At 70.3% G+C, this 19,367-nt stretch carries 14 protein-coding genes; 6 read left to right on the top strand and 8 right to left on the bottom strand.

Annotation, left to right across the window (positions count from 1 at the left end):
* Positions 1-36: 36 nt before the first annotated feature.
* The 3 genes from recD to recC are packed head-to-tail and all read right to left on the bottom strand — an operon-like array spanning position 37 to position 8,782.
* Complete coding sequence (recD, locus tag ACFVJ5_RS02295) at positions 37-1,968, bottom strand: exodeoxyribonuclease V subunit alpha (RefSeq protein WP_379218106.1); 1,932 nt, start codon at positions 1,966-1,968, stop codon at positions 37-39.
* A complete protein-coding gene (locus ACFVJ5_RS02290) occupies positions 1,965-5,330 on the bottom strand; it encodes a UvrD-helicase domain-containing protein (RefSeq protein ID WP_379218105.1) in 3,366 nt (1,121 codons plus the stop codon). Before ACFVJ5_RS02290 ends, recD begins: the two co-directional genes overlap by 4 nt.
* Complete coding sequence (gene recC, locus ACFVJ5_RS02285; protein WP_379218104.1) at positions 5,327-8,782, bottom strand: exodeoxyribonuclease V subunit gamma; 3,456 nt, start codon at positions 8,780-8,782, stop codon at positions 5,327-5,329. Before recC ends, ACFVJ5_RS02290 begins: the two co-directional genes overlap by 4 nt.
* 189 nt (positions 8,783-8,971) lie before the next feature.
* On the opposite strand from recC, the gene ACFVJ5_RS02280 reads away from it, so the two are divergent.
* From ACFVJ5_RS02280 to ACFVJ5_RS02265, 4 genes are all read left to right on the top strand, one after another.
* Positions 8,972-9,178 carry a hypothetical protein gene (locus ACFVJ5_RS02280; protein ID WP_378627280.1) on the top strand — a complete coding sequence of 69 codons (207 nt, stop codon included), beginning with the start codon at positions 8,972-8,974 and terminating at the stop codon, positions 9,176-9,178.
* Positions 9,179-9,308: 130 nt separating this feature from the next.
* On the top strand, positions 9,309-10,193 hold the full coding sequence (locus ACFVJ5_RS02275; protein ID WP_379218103.1) for a tat pathway signal sequence: 885 nt from the start codon (positions 9,309-9,311) through the stop codon (positions 10,191-10,193).
* A 157-nt stretch (positions 10,194-10,350) separates the two neighbouring features.
* Positions 10,351-11,772, top strand: coding sequence for an NAD(P)/FAD-dependent oxidoreductase (locus tag ACFVJ5_RS02270; RefSeq protein WP_379218102.1), 1,422 nt, complete (start codon positions 10,351-10,353; stop codon positions 11,770-11,772).
* Positions 11,773-12,031: 259 nt separating this feature from the next.
* The gene (locus ACFVJ5_RS02265) at positions 12,032-12,757 is read left to right on the top strand and encodes a hypothetical protein (RefSeq protein WP_379218101.1); all 726 of its coding nucleotides are present in this window, start codon (positions 12,032-12,034) and stop codon (positions 12,755-12,757) included.
* Positions 12,758-12,816: 59 nt separating this feature from the next.
* On the opposite strand, the gene ACFVJ5_RS02260 is transcribed toward ACFVJ5_RS02265, so the two are convergent.
* The 4 genes from ACFVJ5_RS02260 to ACFVJ5_RS02245 form a co-directional block, all read right to left on the bottom strand.
* A complete protein-coding gene (locus ACFVJ5_RS02260) occupies positions 12,817-13,485 on the bottom strand; it encodes an urease accessory protein UreD (protein WP_379218100.1) in 669 nt (222 codons plus the stop codon).
* The gene (gene ureG, locus ACFVJ5_RS02255) at positions 13,475-14,182 is read right to left on the bottom strand and encodes an urease accessory protein UreG (RefSeq protein ID WP_378706607.1); all 708 of its coding nucleotides are present in this window, start codon (positions 14,180-14,182) and stop codon (positions 13,475-13,477) included. The genes ACFVJ5_RS02260 and ureG overlap by 11 nt, the downstream gene beginning before the upstream one ends.
* A gap of 30 nt (positions 14,183-14,212) precedes the next feature.
* Positions 14,213-14,863, bottom strand: coding sequence for an urease accessory protein UreF (locus tag ACFVJ5_RS02250; protein WP_379218099.1), 651 nt, complete (start codon positions 14,861-14,863; stop codon positions 14,213-14,215).
* Positions 14,864-14,967: 104 nt separating this feature from the next.
* Positions 14,968-16,455 (bottom strand): MFS transporter, encoded by a 1,488-nt coding sequence (locus ACFVJ5_RS02245; protein WP_379218098.1) that lies wholly within the window; start codon positions 16,453-16,455, stop codon positions 14,968-14,970.
* A gap of 91 nt (positions 16,456-16,546) precedes the next feature.
* Between ACFVJ5_RS02245 and ACFVJ5_RS02240 the strand changes: the two genes are divergently transcribed.
* The gene (locus ACFVJ5_RS02240; RefSeq protein ID WP_379218097.1) at positions 16,547-17,218 is read left to right on the top strand and encodes a TetR/AcrR family transcriptional regulator; all 672 of its coding nucleotides are present in this window, start codon (positions 16,547-16,549) and stop codon (positions 17,216-17,218) included.
* Positions 17,219-17,375: 157 nt separating this feature from the next.
* Positions 17,376-18,050, top strand: coding sequence for a class I SAM-dependent methyltransferase (locus ACFVJ5_RS02235; RefSeq protein WP_379218096.1), 675 nt, complete (start codon positions 17,376-17,378; stop codon positions 18,048-18,050).
* Between the two features lie 20 nt (positions 18,051-18,070).
* Here the strand turns inward: ACFVJ5_RS02235 and ACFVJ5_RS02230 are convergent, their stop codons facing one another.
* Positions 18,071-19,291 carry a DUF418 domain-containing protein gene (locus tag ACFVJ5_RS02230; protein ID WP_379218095.1) on the bottom strand — a complete coding sequence of 407 codons (1,221 nt, stop codon included), beginning with the start codon at positions 19,289-19,291 and terminating at the stop codon, positions 18,071-18,073.
* Positions 19,292-19,367: the final 76 nt, after the last annotated feature.

Here is a 19,367-nt window from a genome sequence, read left to right as displayed (position 1 = left end):
GGTGGCTCACCGTGAGCGACCGCGCGTCACAACGCACTATCCCTGCGGCGCAACAGTTCTGGACAGGCCGCTGGCTCGCAGGACACGGCGGCCGATCGCGGCGCGGATGGAGTCCTCGGTGCCGATGATGCGGACGTGGGAGCGTGCCCTGGTGATGGCTGTGTAGAGGAGTTCCCGGGTGAGCAGCGTGGATTCGGGTTCCGGGAGCACGACCGAGACGGTGTCGTACTGGCTGCCCTGGCTGCGGTGGATGGTCATGGCGAAAACCGTGACGACAGCGGGGAACTGGGTGGGGTGCACCAGGTAGGGCTCGCTGCCGCGCTGGAGCGCGGCGCGCAGTGAGCCGTCGGGGCGGCGGATGATGACGCCGGTGTCACCGTTGTAGATGCGGGCTTCGTGGTCGTTGGCGGTGACCAGCAGCGGCTGGCCGGGGTACCAGACCGATTGCGGCCCTTCGGGTCCCGCGCCGCCTGCCGCGGCCCACTCGGCTGCCATGCGGTCCCAGCGTTCCACGCCGAACGGGCCCTGCCGGTGGGCACAGAGCAAGCGATGTGACTCGAGGGCGGTCAGCGCGCCGATCGCGTCACCCGCCTCGGCGGCGGCCGTGACGGCGAGGGCTGCGGTCGTCACGTCCGCCCGCACCGCGCGGACATCGTCGGGGCCGCACAGCGACACGTCGTCGCCGCCCGCCCGCAGAATCGCCAGCGCCGCATCGGCGTCGCCCGCGCGAACGGCGACTGCCAGATCGGCGATGTGGCCGCCGAATCGCCGACCCCTGGTCAATCGGACGATCCCGCCCTGCAACCGCCGCTGCTCGAGAGCCGTCAGCGAGTGTGTCCGCACCGCCGGTGGATTCACCGGCGACGCTTCGGAAGTTCCGGGCGCATCGATATCGAGGCCGAGTACCTCGCGCAGCGCGGGATTGGGCGCGCCGCTCACCGGTCCGGCCACGAGGTCGGCCAGCACGGCGCCGGCGTCGACCGAGGCGAGCTGGTCGGGGTCGCCGACGAGCACGAGGCGAGTATCCGGGCGCAGCGCGGAGAACAGGTGGCTCATCATCGTCAGCGACACCATCGACGTCTCGTCGACCACGACGACGTCGTAGGGCAGACGGTTGTGCTCGTGGTGGCGGAATCGGGTGGTGCGGCCGCGTTGCCAACCCAGGAGGCGGTGCAGGGTCGAGGCGGTGAGTTCGGGCAGGCCGAGGACGGCGGCTTGTTCGCGGACCGCTTCCTGCAGCCGGGCCGCCGCTTTACCCGTCGGGGCGGCGAGCGCGATCCGCAGGGCGGGCAGTTTCGGCGAAGCGGCGCGATGGGCGGTGAGCAGGGCCAGGATCCGGGCGATGGTGTGGGTTTTGCCGGTGCCGGGACCGCCGGCGACGACGGTGGTCCAGTGGGTCGCGGCCAGGGCAGCGGCCAGGCGTTGCCGGTCGGGGCCGTCGCCGAGTGGGTCGGCAAAGAGCCGATCCAGTTGTGCGCGCACCAGGTCGGTCTCGATGACGGGGTGGTCGGCGCTGCGTGCGGTGAGCACTCGTCGCAGGGTCTGCTCCTGCTGGTAGTACCGGTCGAGGTAGAGCAGCGCACCACCCTCGGCGTCGGCTTCGACGATCCGCAACGGTCTCAGCGGACCGGACTGCCCACCGCAGATCAGCGGACTGCGTCGCAGCGCCGTGAGCACCCGATCGGTGTCCGGCCACGGCAGGGTCGCGGGGTCGATTCCCGTGGCGCTGTCGCGGGTTTCGTCGGCATCGATGCCGATCTCGCGCATCCGGGCCAACTCGAGACACACCGATCCCGAACGCACCGCGCGCACGGCCAGCGCGGCCGCGAACAACACGTCCTCGCTGTCCTCACGCCCCATGCGACCCAACCGCACCGCCACGTGCACATCCGCCGCGGACAGGACCCCCGCTTCGTTGAAGACCCGCAACAGCCCGGTCCCCCGCTGCGCCACCTGGATAGACGTCATGATCGCCCCGCCAGTAAGTCCGACAGCGCGACGACGAGTTCCGCCGAAGGATGCCAATCGAAGACACCGTGTCCCGGTGGGGTCGCCGCGCCGATCATGCCTCGTACGAACAGGTACCTGGCGCCGCCGAGATGGCGAGCGGGGTCGTAACCGGGCAGCCGCCAGCGCAGATACCGGTGCAGCGCCACGGCATACAGCAGCGCTTGCAGCGGATAGTGCGAGCGGATCATCTCCGAGACCATGTGGTCGCGGCGATAGTGCTCGACGGTGAGGTCGCCGGTGCCGAGCCGGTTGGTCTTGTAGTCGACGATCAGATAGCGCAGCTCACCCGTCGTCTCATCGGGCACCCGCAGCACCGCGTCGATACTGCCGGTGAGATAGCCGCGTAGCACCGTATCCGGTAGTGCGGCAACATGATCGGCGTATCCGGCGAGGTCGTCGTCGGCGGGCAGATAGGTACGCAGCAGCGCGGCGACGGCGTGCATCCCGGCCGAGCGCGGTCCGGGTGAGTCACCACCGCCGAGCGGGAGCTCGAATTCCAGTTCGTTGAGCCGGTCACGGGTCGCAACAGCGGCGAGGGACCCGAAATCGGCCGGGGTACGCAGAACTTCGAGCAGCGCGGTCGCGAGCAGGTCGACATCGAGCTCGGCCATCGTGTGCTCGACCGCCTCGACACAGCGCCGGTGGACCTCGGCGGCGAGATCGGGCACCGAGGTGTCGACCGTTTCGAGAACGCCGTGGACCAGCGTGCCGAACTCGGCGCCGTAGGGCAGGTCGTTCATCAACGACGGGTCGGCCGTGCTGCCGGTCAGGGCGTCGACCGGCGCCTCGGTCGGCTCGTCGTCCGGGCCGGGGCCGTCCTCGGGTTCCTCGTCGGCCACGCCAGGGGCGTCGTGCGCGCCCGCGGTGAGCGCCGAATACGAGGTGCGCCGCCACTGCTGGTCGAGCGCGCGGGTGAACCCCGCGGCCACCAGCTCGCCGGTCGGCAGCTCGGTGCGCACCCGCCGGGGCGCCACATCCTCGGGACGGTCGACCAGGGTCACCGAGATCACGCCCGAAGCGGACTCGGCCCACTCGGAGATCCGTTGCGCCGCAGCGGTATCGGCGGGAATCTCGGCCCGGCGCGGAACCTGTGCCGATCCCGGCCGCCGACCCAGCATCATCCGGTGCAGCGGCGCGGCGCCGGTGGTCACCGCGGGCGCCCACCACGCGACGACCTGGCACATCGCCCGGGTCAGCGCCACATACAGCAGCCGCAGTTCCTCGCCCGATTCCTCGGCCTCACAACGCAGCTGGCGCTCGCCGTAACCGGGCGCCTCCTTGCCGCCGATATCGAGAACCCTGGTGCCGTTGTCGTCGTGGAACAGCAGCGTCGCCGGATACGGATTCTTGGCGCTGTCCCAGGTGAAAGGCAAGTAGACGATCGGGAATTCGAGGCCTTTGCTGGCGTGCACGGTGGCGATCTGCACCGCCGCCGCGTCCCGATCGAGGCGGCGACTGCGGCCGCTGACGCTACCGGCCTCCGGCTCGCGCACACGGTCGGCGAGCCAGCGGGTGAGCGCGGTCAGGCCGAGCCCCTCGGCCAGCGCCACCTCGTCGAGCAGCTGCGCGATATGGCGCAGGTCGGTGAGTTCGCGTTCGCCGTTGTCCACCGCCAGCAGGCGGGGCGCGAGGTCGGTCTCGGTGGCGAGCTTGTCGAACACGGCGGCGAATCCGGCGCGCGCGAACAAGCGCGCGGCGTCACGCAACTGGGTGGAGACCCGGCCGACGAGATCCGCACCGCCCGAGTCGATCTCGGCGGCGGTCACGCCGAGGATCGGTGTGCACGCGGCCAGCCGCACCCGGTCGCCGCGATGCGGTTGTTCCAGGGCCCGCAACACCCACAGCCAATCGGTCGCGGCGACGGTCGCGAAGACGCTGGTGCCACCGGCGAGGACGGAGGCGACCCCGACCCGGTCCAGAGCCGCGCGCACCACATCGATCTGGGAGCGGGTGCGCACCAGGACGGCGACATCGCCGGGCCCGATCGGTCTGCGCACCCGGCCGTCGCCGACCTCGCTGAGCGAATGATCCCCGCCGCGTAGGGGTTTGGCGTCGATGGTGGTACCGGATTCGAGCAGGGTGACGATATCGGCGGCCAAGTCGTCGGCGACCTTGGCCCGCTGCCTGCCCACCGACGGGAACCCCGACCGATTGCGCGGACCGGCCCCGGTCCGTGGGAGCACCCGAAGTCGCAGCGGGCTGATGACGTCCGGCTCACCGTGCAGGCGGGTCGTCGGACGCGTCGGCGTGACCGGGTAGACGCTGATCTCGGGATGACCCAATTCCGCACCGCCACACAGGTGGTCGATGGCGCGCAGCAGTCCGGCGTCGCTGCGCCAGTTGCGGGTGAGCTCGCTGCGTCGATCGGCCAGTGCCACGGCATCGAGGTAGCTGAGCACTTCAGCGCCGCGGAAGGCGTAGATGGCCTGTTTCGGGTCGCCGACCAGGACAAGGGTGGCGTGCTGATGGAAGGCCAGGCGCAGGATGTCCCACTGCAACGGATCGGTGTCCTGGAACTCGTCGACCAGCGCGACCCGGTAGCGCTGCCTGATCCGGGCGCGGGCGCGTGGTCCGTGTTCGGAGTCGGCCAGCACGTCGTGCAGCAGGACCAGCAGATCGTCGAAATCACGCAGTCCCGCACGGCGTTTGCGGCGTTCGGTCTCGACCCGCACGGCGCTCGCGAAGGCCACCCGCTCCCCCGCCGCACCGTCGGTGCGTGGGGCGAGGTCGGCATGCCGGTCGTGGACCGCCGCCAGCGCCAGGGTGTGGGCATCGCGCAGAGTGAACGGGGCGCGGTCGCGGGCGTAGCGGGCCAGATACAGATCGTCGGCGACGGTGCCGACGAGTTCGTCCACCGATTCGACCAGCCGGGCGCCGGGATCGTGTTCACCGGCCAGGCCGAGTTCGTCGAGCATCCGCTGGCAGAACGAGTGGGTGGTGGCGATGGTGCCCGCGTCGAAATCGGCCAGGGCGGTGAGCAATCGGTGCCTGCGTACGCGCATCGTGGCGGGATCGGTGTCGGCCATCGCGCGGACGAGCTCGTCCTGATGGTGCCGTGCGGTATCGGGTTCTGCCAGGGCGGTCGCCACCGTGACGAAACGGTCCCTGGTGCGCTCGCGCAATTCCTGGGTGGCGGCGCGGCTGAACGTGACGAGGAGCAATTCGGTGATCGCGATGCCCGCTTCGGCGACATAGCGGACCGCGAGCCCGACGATCGCGTGCGTTTTGCCGGTGCCCGCGCTGGCCTCGAGCACAGTGGTGCCCTGGGGCAGCGGACCGGTGGCATCGAAGGCGGTCGGCGCCGACACGGTTCCCGTCACGGCTGTCCCTGACTTTCGGCGGCGAGCAGCGGCGCCCACCAGCGGCGCGCGAGAGCACCGAAGTGAGTGCTCTCCGGCTCGCCCGGACGGCTGGATTCGGTGGCGAGACCGGCGAATCGGGGGGCGCGGCCCCAGACATAGCGCAGGTAGCGGTCGGTGTGGTCGCCGAACTTGTCGGGGCCGTTGGGGCCGCCGTCGAAGGCGTGTTCGGCGGCGAGCAGGGCGTCGGCGACGCTGTCACCGCGGAAGCGGCGCTCGGCGTAGGCCGCGGTGGCGGCGGGCGCGCAGGGCAGCGGTTCACACAGGCCCTCGTCGCGCAACCGGACCAGGTCACGCAGGATCGTCAGCGCGGCAGGCGCTTCGGGTGCGGTGATCACCGATCTGGCCACCGGCCTGCTGCGGAATTGTCCCCGCCCCGTGCTGATCGCCTGCCACGAGCGGTCTTCGGTGGCGGCGAGGGCGAGCAGCGACACCCAGGACGCGAGCCGGTGTTTCGGCGCGAGCCGCGAGTAGGTGGTGCGCACCAGCGTTTCGCCGCGAACCTCGGGCACGGTGCCCGCGAGGGTGCGGCCGTTGCCGAGGTCGACGGCGATGTCCACGGCGCGCGGCGGCGCCTCGTAGTCGGGCAGCGCGGTCCGTACGAGGGTGTCGACGGTGCCCTCCACTTCGTCGAGCACCTTGGCCCCGAAACCGAAGGGGGGCAGGGTTCCCCGGCGCCATTCGGCGGCGCGCAGCCCAGCCGGGTCGGCGCCGGTGAGGCGGGCCGTCAGCATGCGTTCGCCGAGGTCCCATTTGGCCAGGCCGTCGAGTTCGATCGGGAGCTGATCGGCGATGTCCTCGGATTCCTCGGGCACCCGCAGGCCGAGCCGCTGCCACAGGAACGCGCGCACCGGATGTTCGGCGAACGAGATCAGTTCCGCCAGTGCGACATCCGCGACGGGAGCGGGCGGCAACGCCGCGGTGAGCAGCGGTGGACGCGGCCGGGACGGGCGCGCGGCGGCGCGGGCGCCGGCCAAGGCGACGGTGTCGAAGCTGCGTGGCTTCTCGGGGGCGAAATTGCGGCGATCGAAGGCCTGCAGGGGATGGCGAATGTGGACGACATCCATGGCCGCCGGACCCACATGGGTGGCGAGCACGTCGAGCAACTCGGCGACGGGGACGGCGGGCGGACGGGCGGCGCCGGTGACCGGGTCCGCACCGGTGTGCAGGATCAGCAGCCTGTCCCCGGCGGCCATGACGGCATCGAGGAGGAGTTGACGGTCTTCGCTGCGCGCATCGCGTTCGCCGACCAGCGGGTCGCGGGCCAGCAGATCGTCGCCGTCGACGCTGCCGGGACGCGGGAAGACATCGTCGTCGAGGCCGAGCAGTACCACCACACGGTGGGGCACCGAACGCATCGGCACGAGCGTGCACACGGTGAGTTCGCCGGTGCGGAAGTTCGCGCGGCCGGGGCCGCCCGCCAGGCGGCTGGTCAGCAGGACCGCCACGTCGGCGAGGCGCAGCGGGGTGGCGCCCGCGTGTTCGGTGGCGGCCACGATCTCGCGACGCGCTTCGGTGCGGATCCAGGCGTGCGCGTCGGGCACATCGGTGAGCAGCTCGACCGCGCGCAGCAGCACCGCGGTCCATTCGGCGGCGGGGCGCGGGCCACGCAGGTCGCGCAGGCAGACCGCGAGACGGTCGATGAACTCGGCGAAGCGGCCCGCGAGGTCGACGTCGTTGGAGTCGACATCGTCGAGCGGCAACGCCAGATCGAGCCAGTCGTCGCCGGACTCGTCGGCGGTGACACCGAGCAGGATGCGGTCCACCGCGGCGTTGAGGGTGTTCTGGGCGAAATCGGCGAGCCCGAACGCCTCGCGTTGACGCTGCCCGATCCCCCATCGCGCGCCGGACTCGGCCGCCCACTCACGCAGCCGTTCGATGTCGTCGTCGTCGAAACCGCAACGGCGGCGGACGGTTTCGCTCGCCGCCAGGTCGAGCACCTGCGTCACCGTGACGCGTCCGTCGGCCAGTTCGAGCAGTTCGATCACCACCGCCAGCATCGGGTTGGTCACCGCCCGCCCGCGATCGGCGAGCCGCACCCGCAACTGATGCGCCGGGTGTTCGCCTTCGGCCGGCAGATCCACCCCGGACCCGCGCTGGCCGAACGCCGCCCGCACCAGCGGCGCGAACGCCTCCACGTCCGGGCACATGATCAGCACGTCGCGCGGCTCGAGCGTCGGATCCGCCGCGAACGTGCTCAGCAGCAGATCCCGCAGCACTTCCACCTGCCGCGCCGGGCCGTGGCACGCGTGGATCTCGACGCTGCCGTCCGGCACCGCGCCGATCTCGGGGACGCGGTCCGCGCGAACAGCGGTCTGCAGGGCACCGAGCAGGGTGGGCGCGGCCGCTTCGCCGGCGAGGTGAACATCGCTGTCCAGCACCGGGTTCAGGCGCTGCTCCAATTCCCGCACATCCCGGGCCAGCCCCGAGAGCAGCGGGTGGGACACCAGATCCGCGGTGTGGTCGTCCGCGCGCGGACGCACGGCCGCATCGTTCGGACGGCGATCCGTGCCAACGGCGTTGTCGCGCGGGTCGGTCGCGCTGTCGCCCCGCGTGACCCGTTCGTCGACGCGACCCTCGGCGAGTGGGGGCGCGCCGTCGTTCACCTCGACGCCGGCGGCCGCCTGACCGAGCGCGGCCCACATCGCCGGGCTCGGGTGCGCCGACCAGACGTGGACTTCGCGATGCGCGGCGAGAGCGGTGACTACGGCCAGCTGGTCGGCGGGCAGACGGGTGAGCCCGAACAGCGAGAGCCGCTCGGGCAGGTCGATCGAGGCGGGTGCGGCGCGGAGGTGGGCGCAGGCCTCGGCGAGCCGTTCGGCCGGGCTCGGGGCGCCCACGGCGGTACGCAGGGCGCGCCACAACCGCGGTTGCCAGGCGAGGTCGTCGGGCACCGGCCCGCCCGCGCCGTCGGTGTCCGCGCCCGCTGCCCAGTCGAGCAGGACCCGCGGACGTTGCGCGGCATAGGAGTCGAACAGGGCCGCGAGGTGGGCGGCCGTGGAGTAGCGCCTGCCGAGACGATGATCGGTACCGGGCAGGCCGAGATGTCGAGCCAGCACGGCCGCCCACGGCTGGTCGGCGACCTCGTCGATCACCCGCAGCAGCGTCCACACCAGTCGCTGACCGGCCCACGGATCGTCGGCGGGCGCGACCCCACTCGCACCCGCCAGCACCTCGGCCACCAGCGCGGCAGGCGCGGGAAACGCGATATTCGCGGCCACTCCGTCGCAGGCCTCGGCGCCGACGACCCCGAGCACACCCGACAACCGCTGCGCCAGCCAGCGCTCCACCCCTTTGGCCGGAACCGCCACCACTTCCGTGGCGAAAGGATCGGCGGGAATCTCACCCAGCAAACGCCCCAGTCCGTCGGCCAGCGCGTCGGCGCGTTCGGCGCGATGGAGGTGCAACGGCATCCGTTGTTTATACGCCCAGCGACCGACCCGCAATCGCGCGGCCCCGCCACCACCACTGCACCGGGCTAGTGAAATACGCCACACCGCAAGATGTCCCGGCCCCGCCTGCGGCACCCTCGACGCGGGGCGTGGGATCGTGGCGGTTCGGGTGGGACAGTACGGCCGCGGGCGAAAGGCTGGTTTCGTTTCATGATCGCGCAGGTGTTTCCCCTGGTTCCCGGTGGCGGCTTCATCGTCCGTCGAGTGGGCGCGCGCTGGGAGCTGATCAATTCCCGGCGCTACGGGCCTGATCAGGTGCTGCATTCGTGGCCGCTGGACCGGCACGGCGAAGCGTTCGAGCACTGCCATCGCCTCAACGGCTGCACCATCGCCACCCCGCACGCCGCGCATCACTGACAGCAATCGCGCTGTGCCGCAACAACCCTGAGCGAGGACGGGCGTGCGTCGTCACAGCGTTGCCGGGCCCGGCGCCGGATTTGCGGTGAAGTAGTGCATTGCGGCGTCCGGTGTGCGAGTGTGGTCCATCGTGCGTGACCGTTCCCCCTCCACCCGTGTCGTTTCCCGAGTCGCAGCAACTGCCTGCCTCCTCGCCGCCGCGGCCGTCCTCACTCCGGGCGTCCCTGTTCTCACCGGTCCGGCCCATGCCGCGCCGCCCGCGCTGACCCAGGTGTCGGTGCCTGGATTCGACGCCGATCTGAGCTCCCGGATCGCGCGGGCCGACGCCTATCTCGCCGGTCGCCCCGGTGTGGTCGGCTACGTGCTGCGTGACCGCAAGACCGGTGGCGTCTACGCCAACGAACACGCCGAGAACCAGGTCTGGACCGCGTCCACGATCAAGCTGGCCATCGCCGCCGACCTGCTCAACCGGGCCCGCGTCGGCGCCATCGGCCTGTCCCCCGACGACCGCTTCAACCTCGAAGCGATGCTGGCCACCTCAAACGACCACGCCGCCGATGTGCTGTGGCAGAAGTACATCGGCTTCGACCGGATGGCCTACAACAACGCGTTCCGCGCCTACGGCATGGTCAGCCTGATCCCGCAGCCGACCACGACCGCGCTGTTCCCGGACTGGTCGTTCCAGAAGTGCACGGCCGCCGACCTGGATCGGCTGATGAACACCATCCTCGACACGATGCACCCCGACGATCTCGCCTACCTGCTCGACCGGATGCGTTCGGTCGACTCCAATCAGCACTGGGGTGTGTGGGGCGCGGGTGCGTCGATGCGGCCCGGCCTGAAGAACGGCTGGTCGGCCGAGGCCGACGGCTGGGTGGTGAACTCGGTCGGCGTCGCGGGCGCCGGTGAGCGGTACACGCTGTCGATCATGAACGCGCTCGGCGGAGCAGGCGGGTACACCGACGGCGCCGAGACCGACACCCGGGTCGCCGAGCTCCTTCTCGCAGGTCGCTGACTCGGCGCATCCCGTATTGTCGATCTTGTCGTTCGATGGGACACCGCGTCACACGCCGCGATCGGGTTCTTGTTGCGACGTCACAACCGGAGCCGACTACGGTTAACCCTGTCACCACCACCGCGGGGCCCACCCCAGTCTGTCGAGGAGCGCGACGATGAGCACTGAGTCTGTCGGGAAGCGGCACCACGTAGTGGTGATCGGTTCCGGGTTCGGCGGTTTGTTCGGCACCCGGCATCTGCGCCGAGCCGATGTCGACGTCACGCTCATCTCCAAGACGTCGACCCACCTGTTCCAGCCGCTGCTCTACCAGGTGGCCACCGGCATCCTCTCGACCGGCGAGATCGCCCCGGCCACGCGCCTGGTGCTGCGCAAGCAGAAGAACGCGCAGGTGCTGCTCGGTGACGTCGTCGACGTGGACCTGGCGAACAAGAAGGTCACCTCGCGACTACTCAACCGCGACACCGAAACCACTTACGACAGCCTGATCGTCGCCACCGGCGCCCAGCAGTCGTACTTCGGCAACGACCACTTCGCCACGTACGCGCCTGGCATGAAGACCATCGACGACGCGCTCGAGTTGCGCGCGCGCATCCTCGGCTCCTTCGAACAGGCCGAGCTGGCGACCACCCAGGAAGAGCGCGACCGGCTGATGACGTTCATCGTCGTCGGCGCGGGCCCGACCGGGGTGGAGCTGGCCGGGCAGATCGCCGAGCTCGCCGACCGCACCCTCGACGGCACCTTCCGCACCATCGATCCCCGCGACGCGCGCGTCATCCTGCTCGAGGGCGCCGGCGCGGTGCTCGGCCCGATGGGACCCAAGCTGGGCGCCAAGGCGGCCAAGCGGCTCGAGAAGATGGGCGTGGAGATCCAGCTCAACGCCATGGTGACCGATGTCGACGCGCACGGCGTGGTCGTCAAGGACGCCGACGGCAGCACCCGGCGCATCGAGGCCGTGTGCAAGGTCTGGTCGGCGGGCGTGCAGGCCAGCCCGCTGGGCAAGATGATCGCCGAACGCTCCGAGGGCACCGAGGTCGACCGGGCCGGGCGCGTCATCGTGGAGCCCGACCTCACCGTCAAGGGTCATCCGAACGTGTTCGTGGTCGGCGACCTGATGTCGGTGCCCGGCGTACCGGGGCAGGCACAGGGCGCCATCCAGGGTTCGACCTACGCGGCCAAGGCGATCAAGGCCGGGCTGCACGGTCAGACGCCGGCGGAGCGCAAGCCGTTCAAGTACTTCAACAAGGGCTCGATGGCGACGATCTCGCGGTTCGACGCCGTCTGCCAGATCGGCAAGCTCGAGTTCAGCGGGTTCCTCGCCTGGCTCGCCTGGCTCGCCCTGCACCTGTACTACCTGGTCGGCTACCGCAGCCGAATCGTCACGGTGATCGGCTGGTTCGTGTCGTTCCTCGGTCGCAACCGCGGTCAGATGGCGGCGACCGAGCAGTGGATCTTCGCGCGGCTCGCGATCGAGGAGGTCAACGCCGATCAGGCGGAGGCCAGGGAACTCGCGGCCGATGTGGGCGCGCCGCCTGCCGACGCCGAACCGCTCACCGCGGAGCAGCGCAAGATCGGCTGACACAGCTCTCCGAAGGCCGGGTGGTTCCGTCGAACCACCCGGCCTTTCTCGTGCCGGTCACCTTTCCGCGGACCGCTGTTGCGGGTTGCCGACGTTTCGGACCCATCCGAGTCGAGCACCGGTCCGAATGTCGGAGGTCATATGTGTGACCAATCCCCAGGATGAAAGGTGATCTATGGCGACGGGGAAACACAGGGCGCCCAACCTGCAGCGACAGAAAGTTGGTTCGGTCGTCGCAGCCGGAGCGGTACCCCTGGTCATGGCCCTGATCGGCACGGGCACCGCGAATGCCGATCCCGCGCAGGCGGCGGTGACCCAGCCCGAACATCAGGCCGGACCGGAGTTCGACGCGGTGGCGCCCAACGCCACCCCTTACGTGGGTCAGCCGATGCCCGCGAACACCCGCAGCTCGCTGCAGTGGTCGCGGACCGGGCCGGAAATGGATTACCTGTCTCCGGTGGGACCGCTGCACGCACCGACCGCGGTCGCGCCGGTGCCGCCGATCCTGCCCCCGCCGGGCCAGTTCCGCTTCGGTGACCAGCAGGTTCCGGTGCCGGACTTCGTGCCGGTGGACACCTCGATCCAGATCAACGACGCCGCGGCCACTACCGAGGCCAACCTCGCGACGTTCCTCGACTCGGTCGGGCTCGAGCGCAGCCGTTCCGACCGGATCGCTTCCGAGACCCTCGGTTCGGCGGCCAGGGGCGCGGCAGTCGGTTCCACCGTGGCGATCCCGTTCGCGATGATGGCCAGCACGGGCGGCGCGTTGGCGGGGCTCGTCGCCGGAATCCCGTTCGTGCCGATCGGTTTGGTCGCGGGTCCGATCCTGGGCGGCATGGCCGCGTACATGGCCGTGTCGATCCCCGTCACGGTCGTCGGCGCCGGTATCGGTGCGGCGGTGGGTGCGGCGAGCGGTTTCCTCGCGCCGCCGCGGGGGATGGCCCCCGAGGCCGCCGACACCGAAGCCGAGCTCGTCAACGCTTGATCGAATTCCCAGCGGTGGGAGTCGGGCTCTCATGCCCGGCTCCCACCGCCTTCGGTCCGCTATCCGGGCGTGGGCGCGAGCGCGCGAAGTCGGCTGCTCGTGCGGGTGGCGAGCGAACCGCCCGCGGCCAGCGGCAGCCGAACCTCGTCCACGCTGCCCGACCAGGCAGGACGGTGGTCCGGGTAGACCAGTTCACTGTCGAGCGCACGTGCCGCGCTCAGCCGATCGTCTGTTGACGAACCCGCCCCGAGCTCGAGCCGGTGCCGAAGCAACGGCACCTCGCCCAGGTCGGCCAGCAGATCACCGCGCCACCCACCGCCGTCCTCGCCGCTGCGGCCCACCTGCACTCGCTCGCGCAGCCGCAGCCGCGCATCGGGCGCCACCCGGACCGTGGTCACCACAAGATGGTGTGCGCCACCGGCCACGATCGTGGGTTCCGGATCGAAATCCAGTTCGGCGCCGTCGCCGATGTCGAAACGCCAGTGCGCGTTCGACACCATGGTGTCCGCGCCCGGTAGGGCGATCGTCGCCGCCACCGAACGAACCACCAGCCGCGCACCGGGGCGCACGACGATGGTGATGTCGAGTTCGTCCCCGCCGAGCGGGGTCGCCGCGGTACCGATCAGGTGCACGGTGTCGATACCGGTATGCCGCCCGGCCAGGCCGCCGACCGCGTCGATGCGGGGCAGCCGGCCCGGTGCGGCGACGATGCTCAGTTCAGTGCGCAACGCCGGTGGCCGCGTCCTGTTCGGCGGCGACCCGCAGCTGCTCGCGCACCCAGGCCAGGACCGGGGTGGCGGCCGGGTCGTCGGTCAGCGAGACCAGTGCGGTGGGACGGCCGTCGCGCACCTTGGCGGCGTCGCGCTCCATCACACCGAGGTCGGCGCCGACCAGCGGGGCGAGGTCGGTCTTGTTCACCACCAACAGGTCGGAGAAGGTGACACCGGGGCCGCCCTTGCGCGGCACCTTGTCGCCGCCGGCCACGTCGACGACGAAGATCTGCACATCGATCAGGCCGGAGGAGAAGGTGGCGGTGAGGTTGTCGCCGCCGGACTCCACCAGGATCAGGTCCAGCGGCGGATTGGCCGCGACGAGATCGTCGATGGCGTCGAGGTTGGCGGTGATGTCGTCGCGGATGGCGGTGTGCGGGCAGCCGCCGGTCTGCACGGCGGTGATCCGCTCGTCGGGCAGCACGGCGTGGCGGCGCAGGAAGTCCGCGTCCTCGGTGGTGTAGATGTCGTTGGTCAGCACCGCGAGGGACAGTTCGTCGCGCAACTGCCTGCACAGGGCGGCGACCAGCGCGGTCTTGCCGGAGCCGACGGGGCCACCGATGCCGATGCGCAGGGCCTCACCGGCGGCGCGGTCGCGCTTGGGCCGGTCGTGGCTGTGATCGTGCGGTTCGCCATCGATCAGATGGGGAGGCATGGGGGCTCCATTCTTCTCGGAATCACGGGGTCAGGACGCGAACAACGGCATGTCGCGCTGGAGGTGACGTTCGGCGAGCGCGTCCTGCAGTGGATCGGACAGGGCAGCGAGGCCGGCGGCAGCCTCGGCGGCGATCCGGTCGCACAGCGGCGCCAGACGCAGGGTGCTCGCGGCGATGGCGGCGGGATCGAGGGCGAGCAGGCGTTGCGCGGCGGTGGCGGCGCCGGTGAGCGTCGTGTAGACGACGACGCCCGCCAGCTGTTCGGTGTTCGCTCCGCTCGCCGCGCCGACCATGCCGAACACCGTCGACAGATGCGGGCGCGGGCCTACCGCGGCCCAATCATGGCGCGGCCACAGCTGTTTGGCCAGGCGCAGCAGCCCGCGACCTTGCGCGCGCGACGCCGCCCGCGCGGCGGGCGAGGGCGTGCGCGCGTCGGCTTCGAGCTCGGCGCGTTCGGGCGTGAGCGCCCCGCCGCACACCGCGGCGGCCAGCGATGCCGTGACCAGTCCCGAGGTGGAGATCCGGCGCCGCAGATACAGCTCCACGCCGGCCTTGTCGCGCAGCAACCCCGACGACACCGCTTCCTCGACGCCGCCGGAGTGCACGTGTCCACCGATGGGCAGGCGCGAATCGGCCAGGGCGAGCAATGTCGCCAGTCCCGTCGCACCCTCGTTTCGCATCCGACGATCCTATGCAACGAACCTGGACGTGTGCCCGGTGAGGCCGACCAGCACGGCCCACCGTGGCGGTGATCACCCCGACCGGTGGTCGTGCTCGCCGTGATTCAGCGCGCCGCGGTGGTCGTCGTCGCGGTGCGGGCCGAGCGCCAGGCCAGGACAGCCATCGCGATCAGCAGCAGTGCGCCGCCCGCGGTCGCGACGTGCATTCCGCTGACAAAGGATTCGCGGGCCGCGTGGATCAGCCCGTCGTCACCGGCGGACTCCAGGAGGGTGTCGCCCAGGGTCTCACCGAAGTTTCCACCGGAACGGAACACCAACGCGGCCACCGAGCCGAGCAGGGCCAGACCGAGCGCGTTGCCGAGTTCGAAACTCGTTTCGGAGATCCCGACCGCCGAACCCGCCCGCTCGGCGGGCACCGCCGACACCGCGACATCCGACACCAGGGTGAACGAGAAGCCGTACCCGATACCGGCGATCACCGAGCCCGCGATGTACCAGCCGAGGCCGCCGTCGACACCGACGCCGAGCAGCATCAGGTTGCCGATCGCCGACAGCAGGAGCGCGAGCGTGAATGTCGCCCGCACGCCGAGCCGCAGTCCGAGCCGTGCACCGCTCATCGAGCACACGAACACCGCGATCGCCATCGGAATGCCGAGCAGCGCGGCGGCCAGCGGGTCGCGACCGGTGACCGACTGCAGGTAGATGCTGGTCAGATAGCTCATCGCGGCGAGCGACATCATGCCCGCCATGCTGGCCCCGATGGCCACCCGGAACAGCGGCCGCGTGAACAACGACAGATCGAGCAGCGGTTCCGCGAGATGACGCTGCCTGCGCACGAACAGCACGAGCAGCCCGACGCCGATCATGGCGATCACCAGCGACACCGCGTCCAAACCTTCGGCGGCGATGTGTTTGATGCCGTAGATCAACGGCAGGATGCCGCCGATCGACAGCGCGACGCTGGGCAGATCGATCGGTCCCAGGGCGGCGGAGCGATGTTCGGGCAGCAGGATCGGCCCGAAGATCAGCAGAATCGCCAGGACCGGGATGTTGATCAGGAATACCGAGCCCCACCAGAAGTGGTGTAGCAGGACGCCGCCGATGATCGGCCCGACCGCCGAACCACCGGCGAAGAACGCGGTCCAGATGCCGATCGCGGTGCCCCGTTGCCGGGTGTCGGGGAACAGGGTGGAGATCAGCGCCAGGCTCGACGGCAGCAGCGTCGCACCGCCGATGCCCATCAGTACGCGGGCCGCGATGAGGATCGGCGCGGTGGGTGCGAACGCGGCGAGCACCGACGCGACACCGAAGATGGCGGCGCCGGCGAGCAGGATGTTGCGTCGGCCGATCCGGTCGCCGAGGTTGCCCATGGTGATGAGCAGACCCGCGAGCATGAACCCGTAGATATCGAGGATCCAGAGTTGTTGCGACGCGGTGGGATCCAGGTCGGCCGTGAGGGTCGGCATCGCCAGAAAGAGCACCGAGATGTCCATCGACACCAGCAGCACCGGCAGCAGCAGCACGCCCAGTCCGAGCCATGCGCGGCGTCCACCGGCGATTGCGGTGGGCACCGCCGGTTCCAGCTTCGTCATTCCGACATCCTTCCGAGGTTTTGCGTACGCCGTACGCGGGAGCTGGGTACAGTGTACGCATGAAGGTTGTATTACGAAAGCGAGTCATGGGATGACCGAGGCGAAGCTCACCCGCACCGCGATCGTCGACGCCGCGATCTTCCTCGCCGACGCCGACGGACTCGACGCGGTGTCGATGCGCCGCATCGCCGACCGCCTCGATGTGGGCACCATGTCGCTGTACCGGCACGTGGCGAACAAGGACGAACTCATCGCGGCCATGACCGACGAGATCGCCGCCCGGCACCCCTACCCCGATCCGGCCGGTCGCGGGTGGACGTGGCGCGACCGGGTGCGTATCGCCGCGGAGATCGACTGGGAGCTCTATCAGCAGCATCCCTGGGTGCTGCTCACCTTCGCGGTCCCCCGCTACAGCTTCGGCCCGCAGGGCTTGACCAGCCTGGCGTGGCTGGTCGAGGGTCTGCGCGAGCTCGACGTGACCGCCCGCGAGGCCACCACGATGGGATTCTCCGTCTGGAACTACATCTCCGGCGCCAGCTTGCCGGTGGTCGGCGGCGCGCTGCTCGCCGAGAAGCGCACCGCCACCGACGACACCAACGGACTGCGCGATCTCCTCGAGGGCAAACCCTCTTTCCCCGTCCCGCCGGCACTGGCCGACCTCGAAGGCGCCGGGGTGAGCGACCTGACCTCCGAGGACCTGCTGTTCCTCGGTCTCGAAGCCCTCTGCGACGGTTTCGCCGCACGGGCCGCCCGGCGCGCTTGACCTCGAGCACCATTCCGGTTGAACACTGACGTCATGCAGGCGATTCCACGAATCTCGGGCACCTGGGCCAGGAGATCAACCGACCAGCCCACCGGTCGCCGGGCGCGTCCCCGACTGTCGGACGACGGGGCGACCGTTGGTGGTGAAGACTGGACCCATGACCGACGCGCAGCCGTCCGCCGATCGCCGCCTCGCCGCTCAGGCACTGGCCGCGAACGATCCGACCGGATGGTTCGAACCGCTTTACGCCGAGGCCGCGGCGGGCACCTCGGTGGTTCCGTGGGATCGAGACGTCCCCAATCCCCTGCTGGTCGATTGGCTCCGCACCGCCACCGTGCCCCAGGGAGCGCGGGCCATGGTGATCGGCTGCGGATACGGCACCGACGCCGAATTCGTTGCCTCCCGGGGCATCCGAACCACCGCCTTCGACGTCTCCCCCACCGCGATCCGCGGCGCCCGGGTTCGTTTCCCTCATTCCCCCGTCACCTACAAGGTCGCCGACCTCCTGAACCCACCGCCGTCCTGGCTCCACGCTTTCGACCTGGTCATCGAGTCGATCACCGTCCAATCCCTGCCTCAGGACGTCCGCACCCTCGCCATCACCGGCATCCGAGACCTCCTCGCGCCCGACGCGACCCTGCTCGTGATCGCCGACATCAGCAAGACCCCCGCCACCACCGGCCCGCCGTGGCCGCTCACCCGCGCCGACATCGACTCTTTCGCCGCCCCCGACCTGACCCCGGTCCGGGTAGAAACCGTCTCTCGTGCCGACGCCTCAGGTCTGCACCGCTGGCGGGCGGAGTTCCACCGCCCGCCGGCGGTCGCCGACTGACAGCGCGCCGAATCGTCGGCTCAGGCGCCGGGCGGAGCGTTCTGTACGGCAGGACGTCGCCACGGCGGAACGGTCAGGTAGGTCGCGGCGCGGAGCAACCATTCCACCGGGCCGTACGAATGACCGCGCAGCCACCGGGCACTGAACGCGAGCTGGGCGGCGAAGGTGAGCACGGCGATCGCGACGACGCCAAGGGGTGCGATGTCATCGGCGAGGGCGAGGCCGTACCCGGTGTAGACGAGCATCAGCACCACGGATTGCCCGATGTAGTTGGTGGCGGCCATGCGCCCGGCGGGGGCGAGCAGGGCGGTGAAGCGGCCCAGGCGTGCGGACCGCGCGGCCAGCAGGATCGCGGCGACATAGGCGAACGTCATGAACGGGTTCACCAGCATTTGCAGGCCGTGGATCACCGCGGGGGCGTGCCACCAGGTCATCGACTCGGCGAAGGTCATCGCCGAGATCGGCAGGCCGAGGCCGAAGCCGATCACCAGTGCGCGAAAGGACCAGCGGCGCAGCGTATCCGGATCCGCGAACAGGTTTCGTTTGCCCGCCGCCATGCCGATCAGGAACATCGCCAGGCTCGGTACGCCCTGACCGAACCAGATCAGCAGCAGGAACACCGGCGCGAGCGCCGTCTGCGCGGCGAACGTCGACGCGAAGTCGGCGGTGTAGTCGGCCGATATCGCGGGCAGGTCGACGAACTCGCCGAACGCGAGAAGACCGGCACTGCCCGGCAGGAAGCTCCACGCCGACCACACCGTGTACAGCACCACTCCGGTGATCACCGCGGTCCGCGGCCGCAATTTGCGCAGCGCGATGAGGGTCAGGCACAGGAACGCGTACAGGGTGAGGATGTCCCCGATCCACAGCAGGTAGACGTGGACGAGTCCGATCGCCATCAGCGCGGCACACCGCCGCAGCAACCGCCGCACCGGCGAAGCCCCCGCGCGCTGGGCCGCCGCGATCTGCAGGGTGAACGAGTACCCGAACAGAAAAGCGAACAGCAGGTAGAACCGCCCGGCGAACAGCGCGTCGACGGTGGCCCGCACCAGCAGATCGACGGTGCCGTCGAAGCGCAGTACCGGATCCTCGCGCGTACCCACCACCGACCACAGCGAGGTCGCCACGACCACATTGGTGATCAGGATCCCGAACAGGGCGAACCCCCGCAGGATGTCGACCTCGGCGATACGCGATCCGGATCGCACTGCGGGCGAGCGTGTTCCGAGCGCGTCTGCCATGCACCGAAGGTACGCACGCCACCCGGTCACATTCGTCCACCGTGCGAGCTATTTTCACGCGCTGTCGGAGTGATCC

The organism is Nocardia sp. NPDC127606, assembly GCF_042671725.1.
Classification (GTDB): Bacteria; Actinomycetota; Actinomycetes; order Mycobacteriales; family Mycobacteriaceae; genus Nocardia.
This window is presented reverse-complemented; position numbering and strand designations above follow the sequence as displayed.

Excerpts from the sequence above, each read along its gene's own strand:
- ACFVJ5_RS02240 (WP_379218097.1), top strand. The coding sequence starts at position 16,547 with ATGACCGAGGCGAAGCTCACCCGCACCGCGATCGTCGACGCCGCGATC.
- recC (WP_379218104.1), bottom strand. The coding sequence starts at position 8,782 with ATGCCGTTGCACCTCCATCGCGCCGAACGCGCCGACGCGCTGGCCGAC.
- ACFVJ5_RS02280 (WP_378627280.1), top strand. The coding sequence starts at position 8,972 with ATGATCGCGCAGGTGTTTCCCCTGGTTCCCGGTGGCGGCTTCATCGTC.
- ACFVJ5_RS02230 (WP_379218095.1), bottom strand. The coding sequence starts at position 19,291 with ATGGCAGACGCGCTCGGAACACGCTCGCCCGCAGTGCGATCCGGATCG.
- ACFVJ5_RS02235 (WP_379218096.1), top strand. The coding sequence starts at position 17,376 with ATGACCGACGCGCAGCCGTCCGCCGATCGCCGCCTCGCCGCTCAGGCA.
- recD (WP_379218106.1), bottom strand. The coding sequence starts at position 1,968 with ATGACGTCTATCCAGGTGGCGCAGCGGGGGACCGGGCTGTTGCGGGTC.
- ureG (WP_378706607.1), bottom strand. The coding sequence starts at position 14,182 with ATGCCTCCCCATCTGATCGATGGCGAACCGCACGATCACAGCCACGAC.
- ACFVJ5_RS02250 (WP_379218099.1), bottom strand. The coding sequence starts at position 14,863 with ATGCGAAACGAGGGTGCGACGGGACTGGCGACATTGCTCGCCCTGGCC.
- ACFVJ5_RS02265 (WP_379218101.1), top strand. The coding sequence starts at position 12,032 with ATGGCCCTGATCGGCACGGGCACCGCGAATGCCGATCCCGCGCAGGCG.
- ACFVJ5_RS02245 (WP_379218098.1), bottom strand. The coding sequence starts at position 16,455 with ATGACGAAGCTGGAACCGGCGGTGCCCACCGCAATCGCCGGTGGACGC.
- ACFVJ5_RS02270 (WP_379218102.1), top strand. The coding sequence starts at position 10,351 with ATGAGCACTGAGTCTGTCGGGAAGCGGCACCACGTAGTGGTGATCGGT.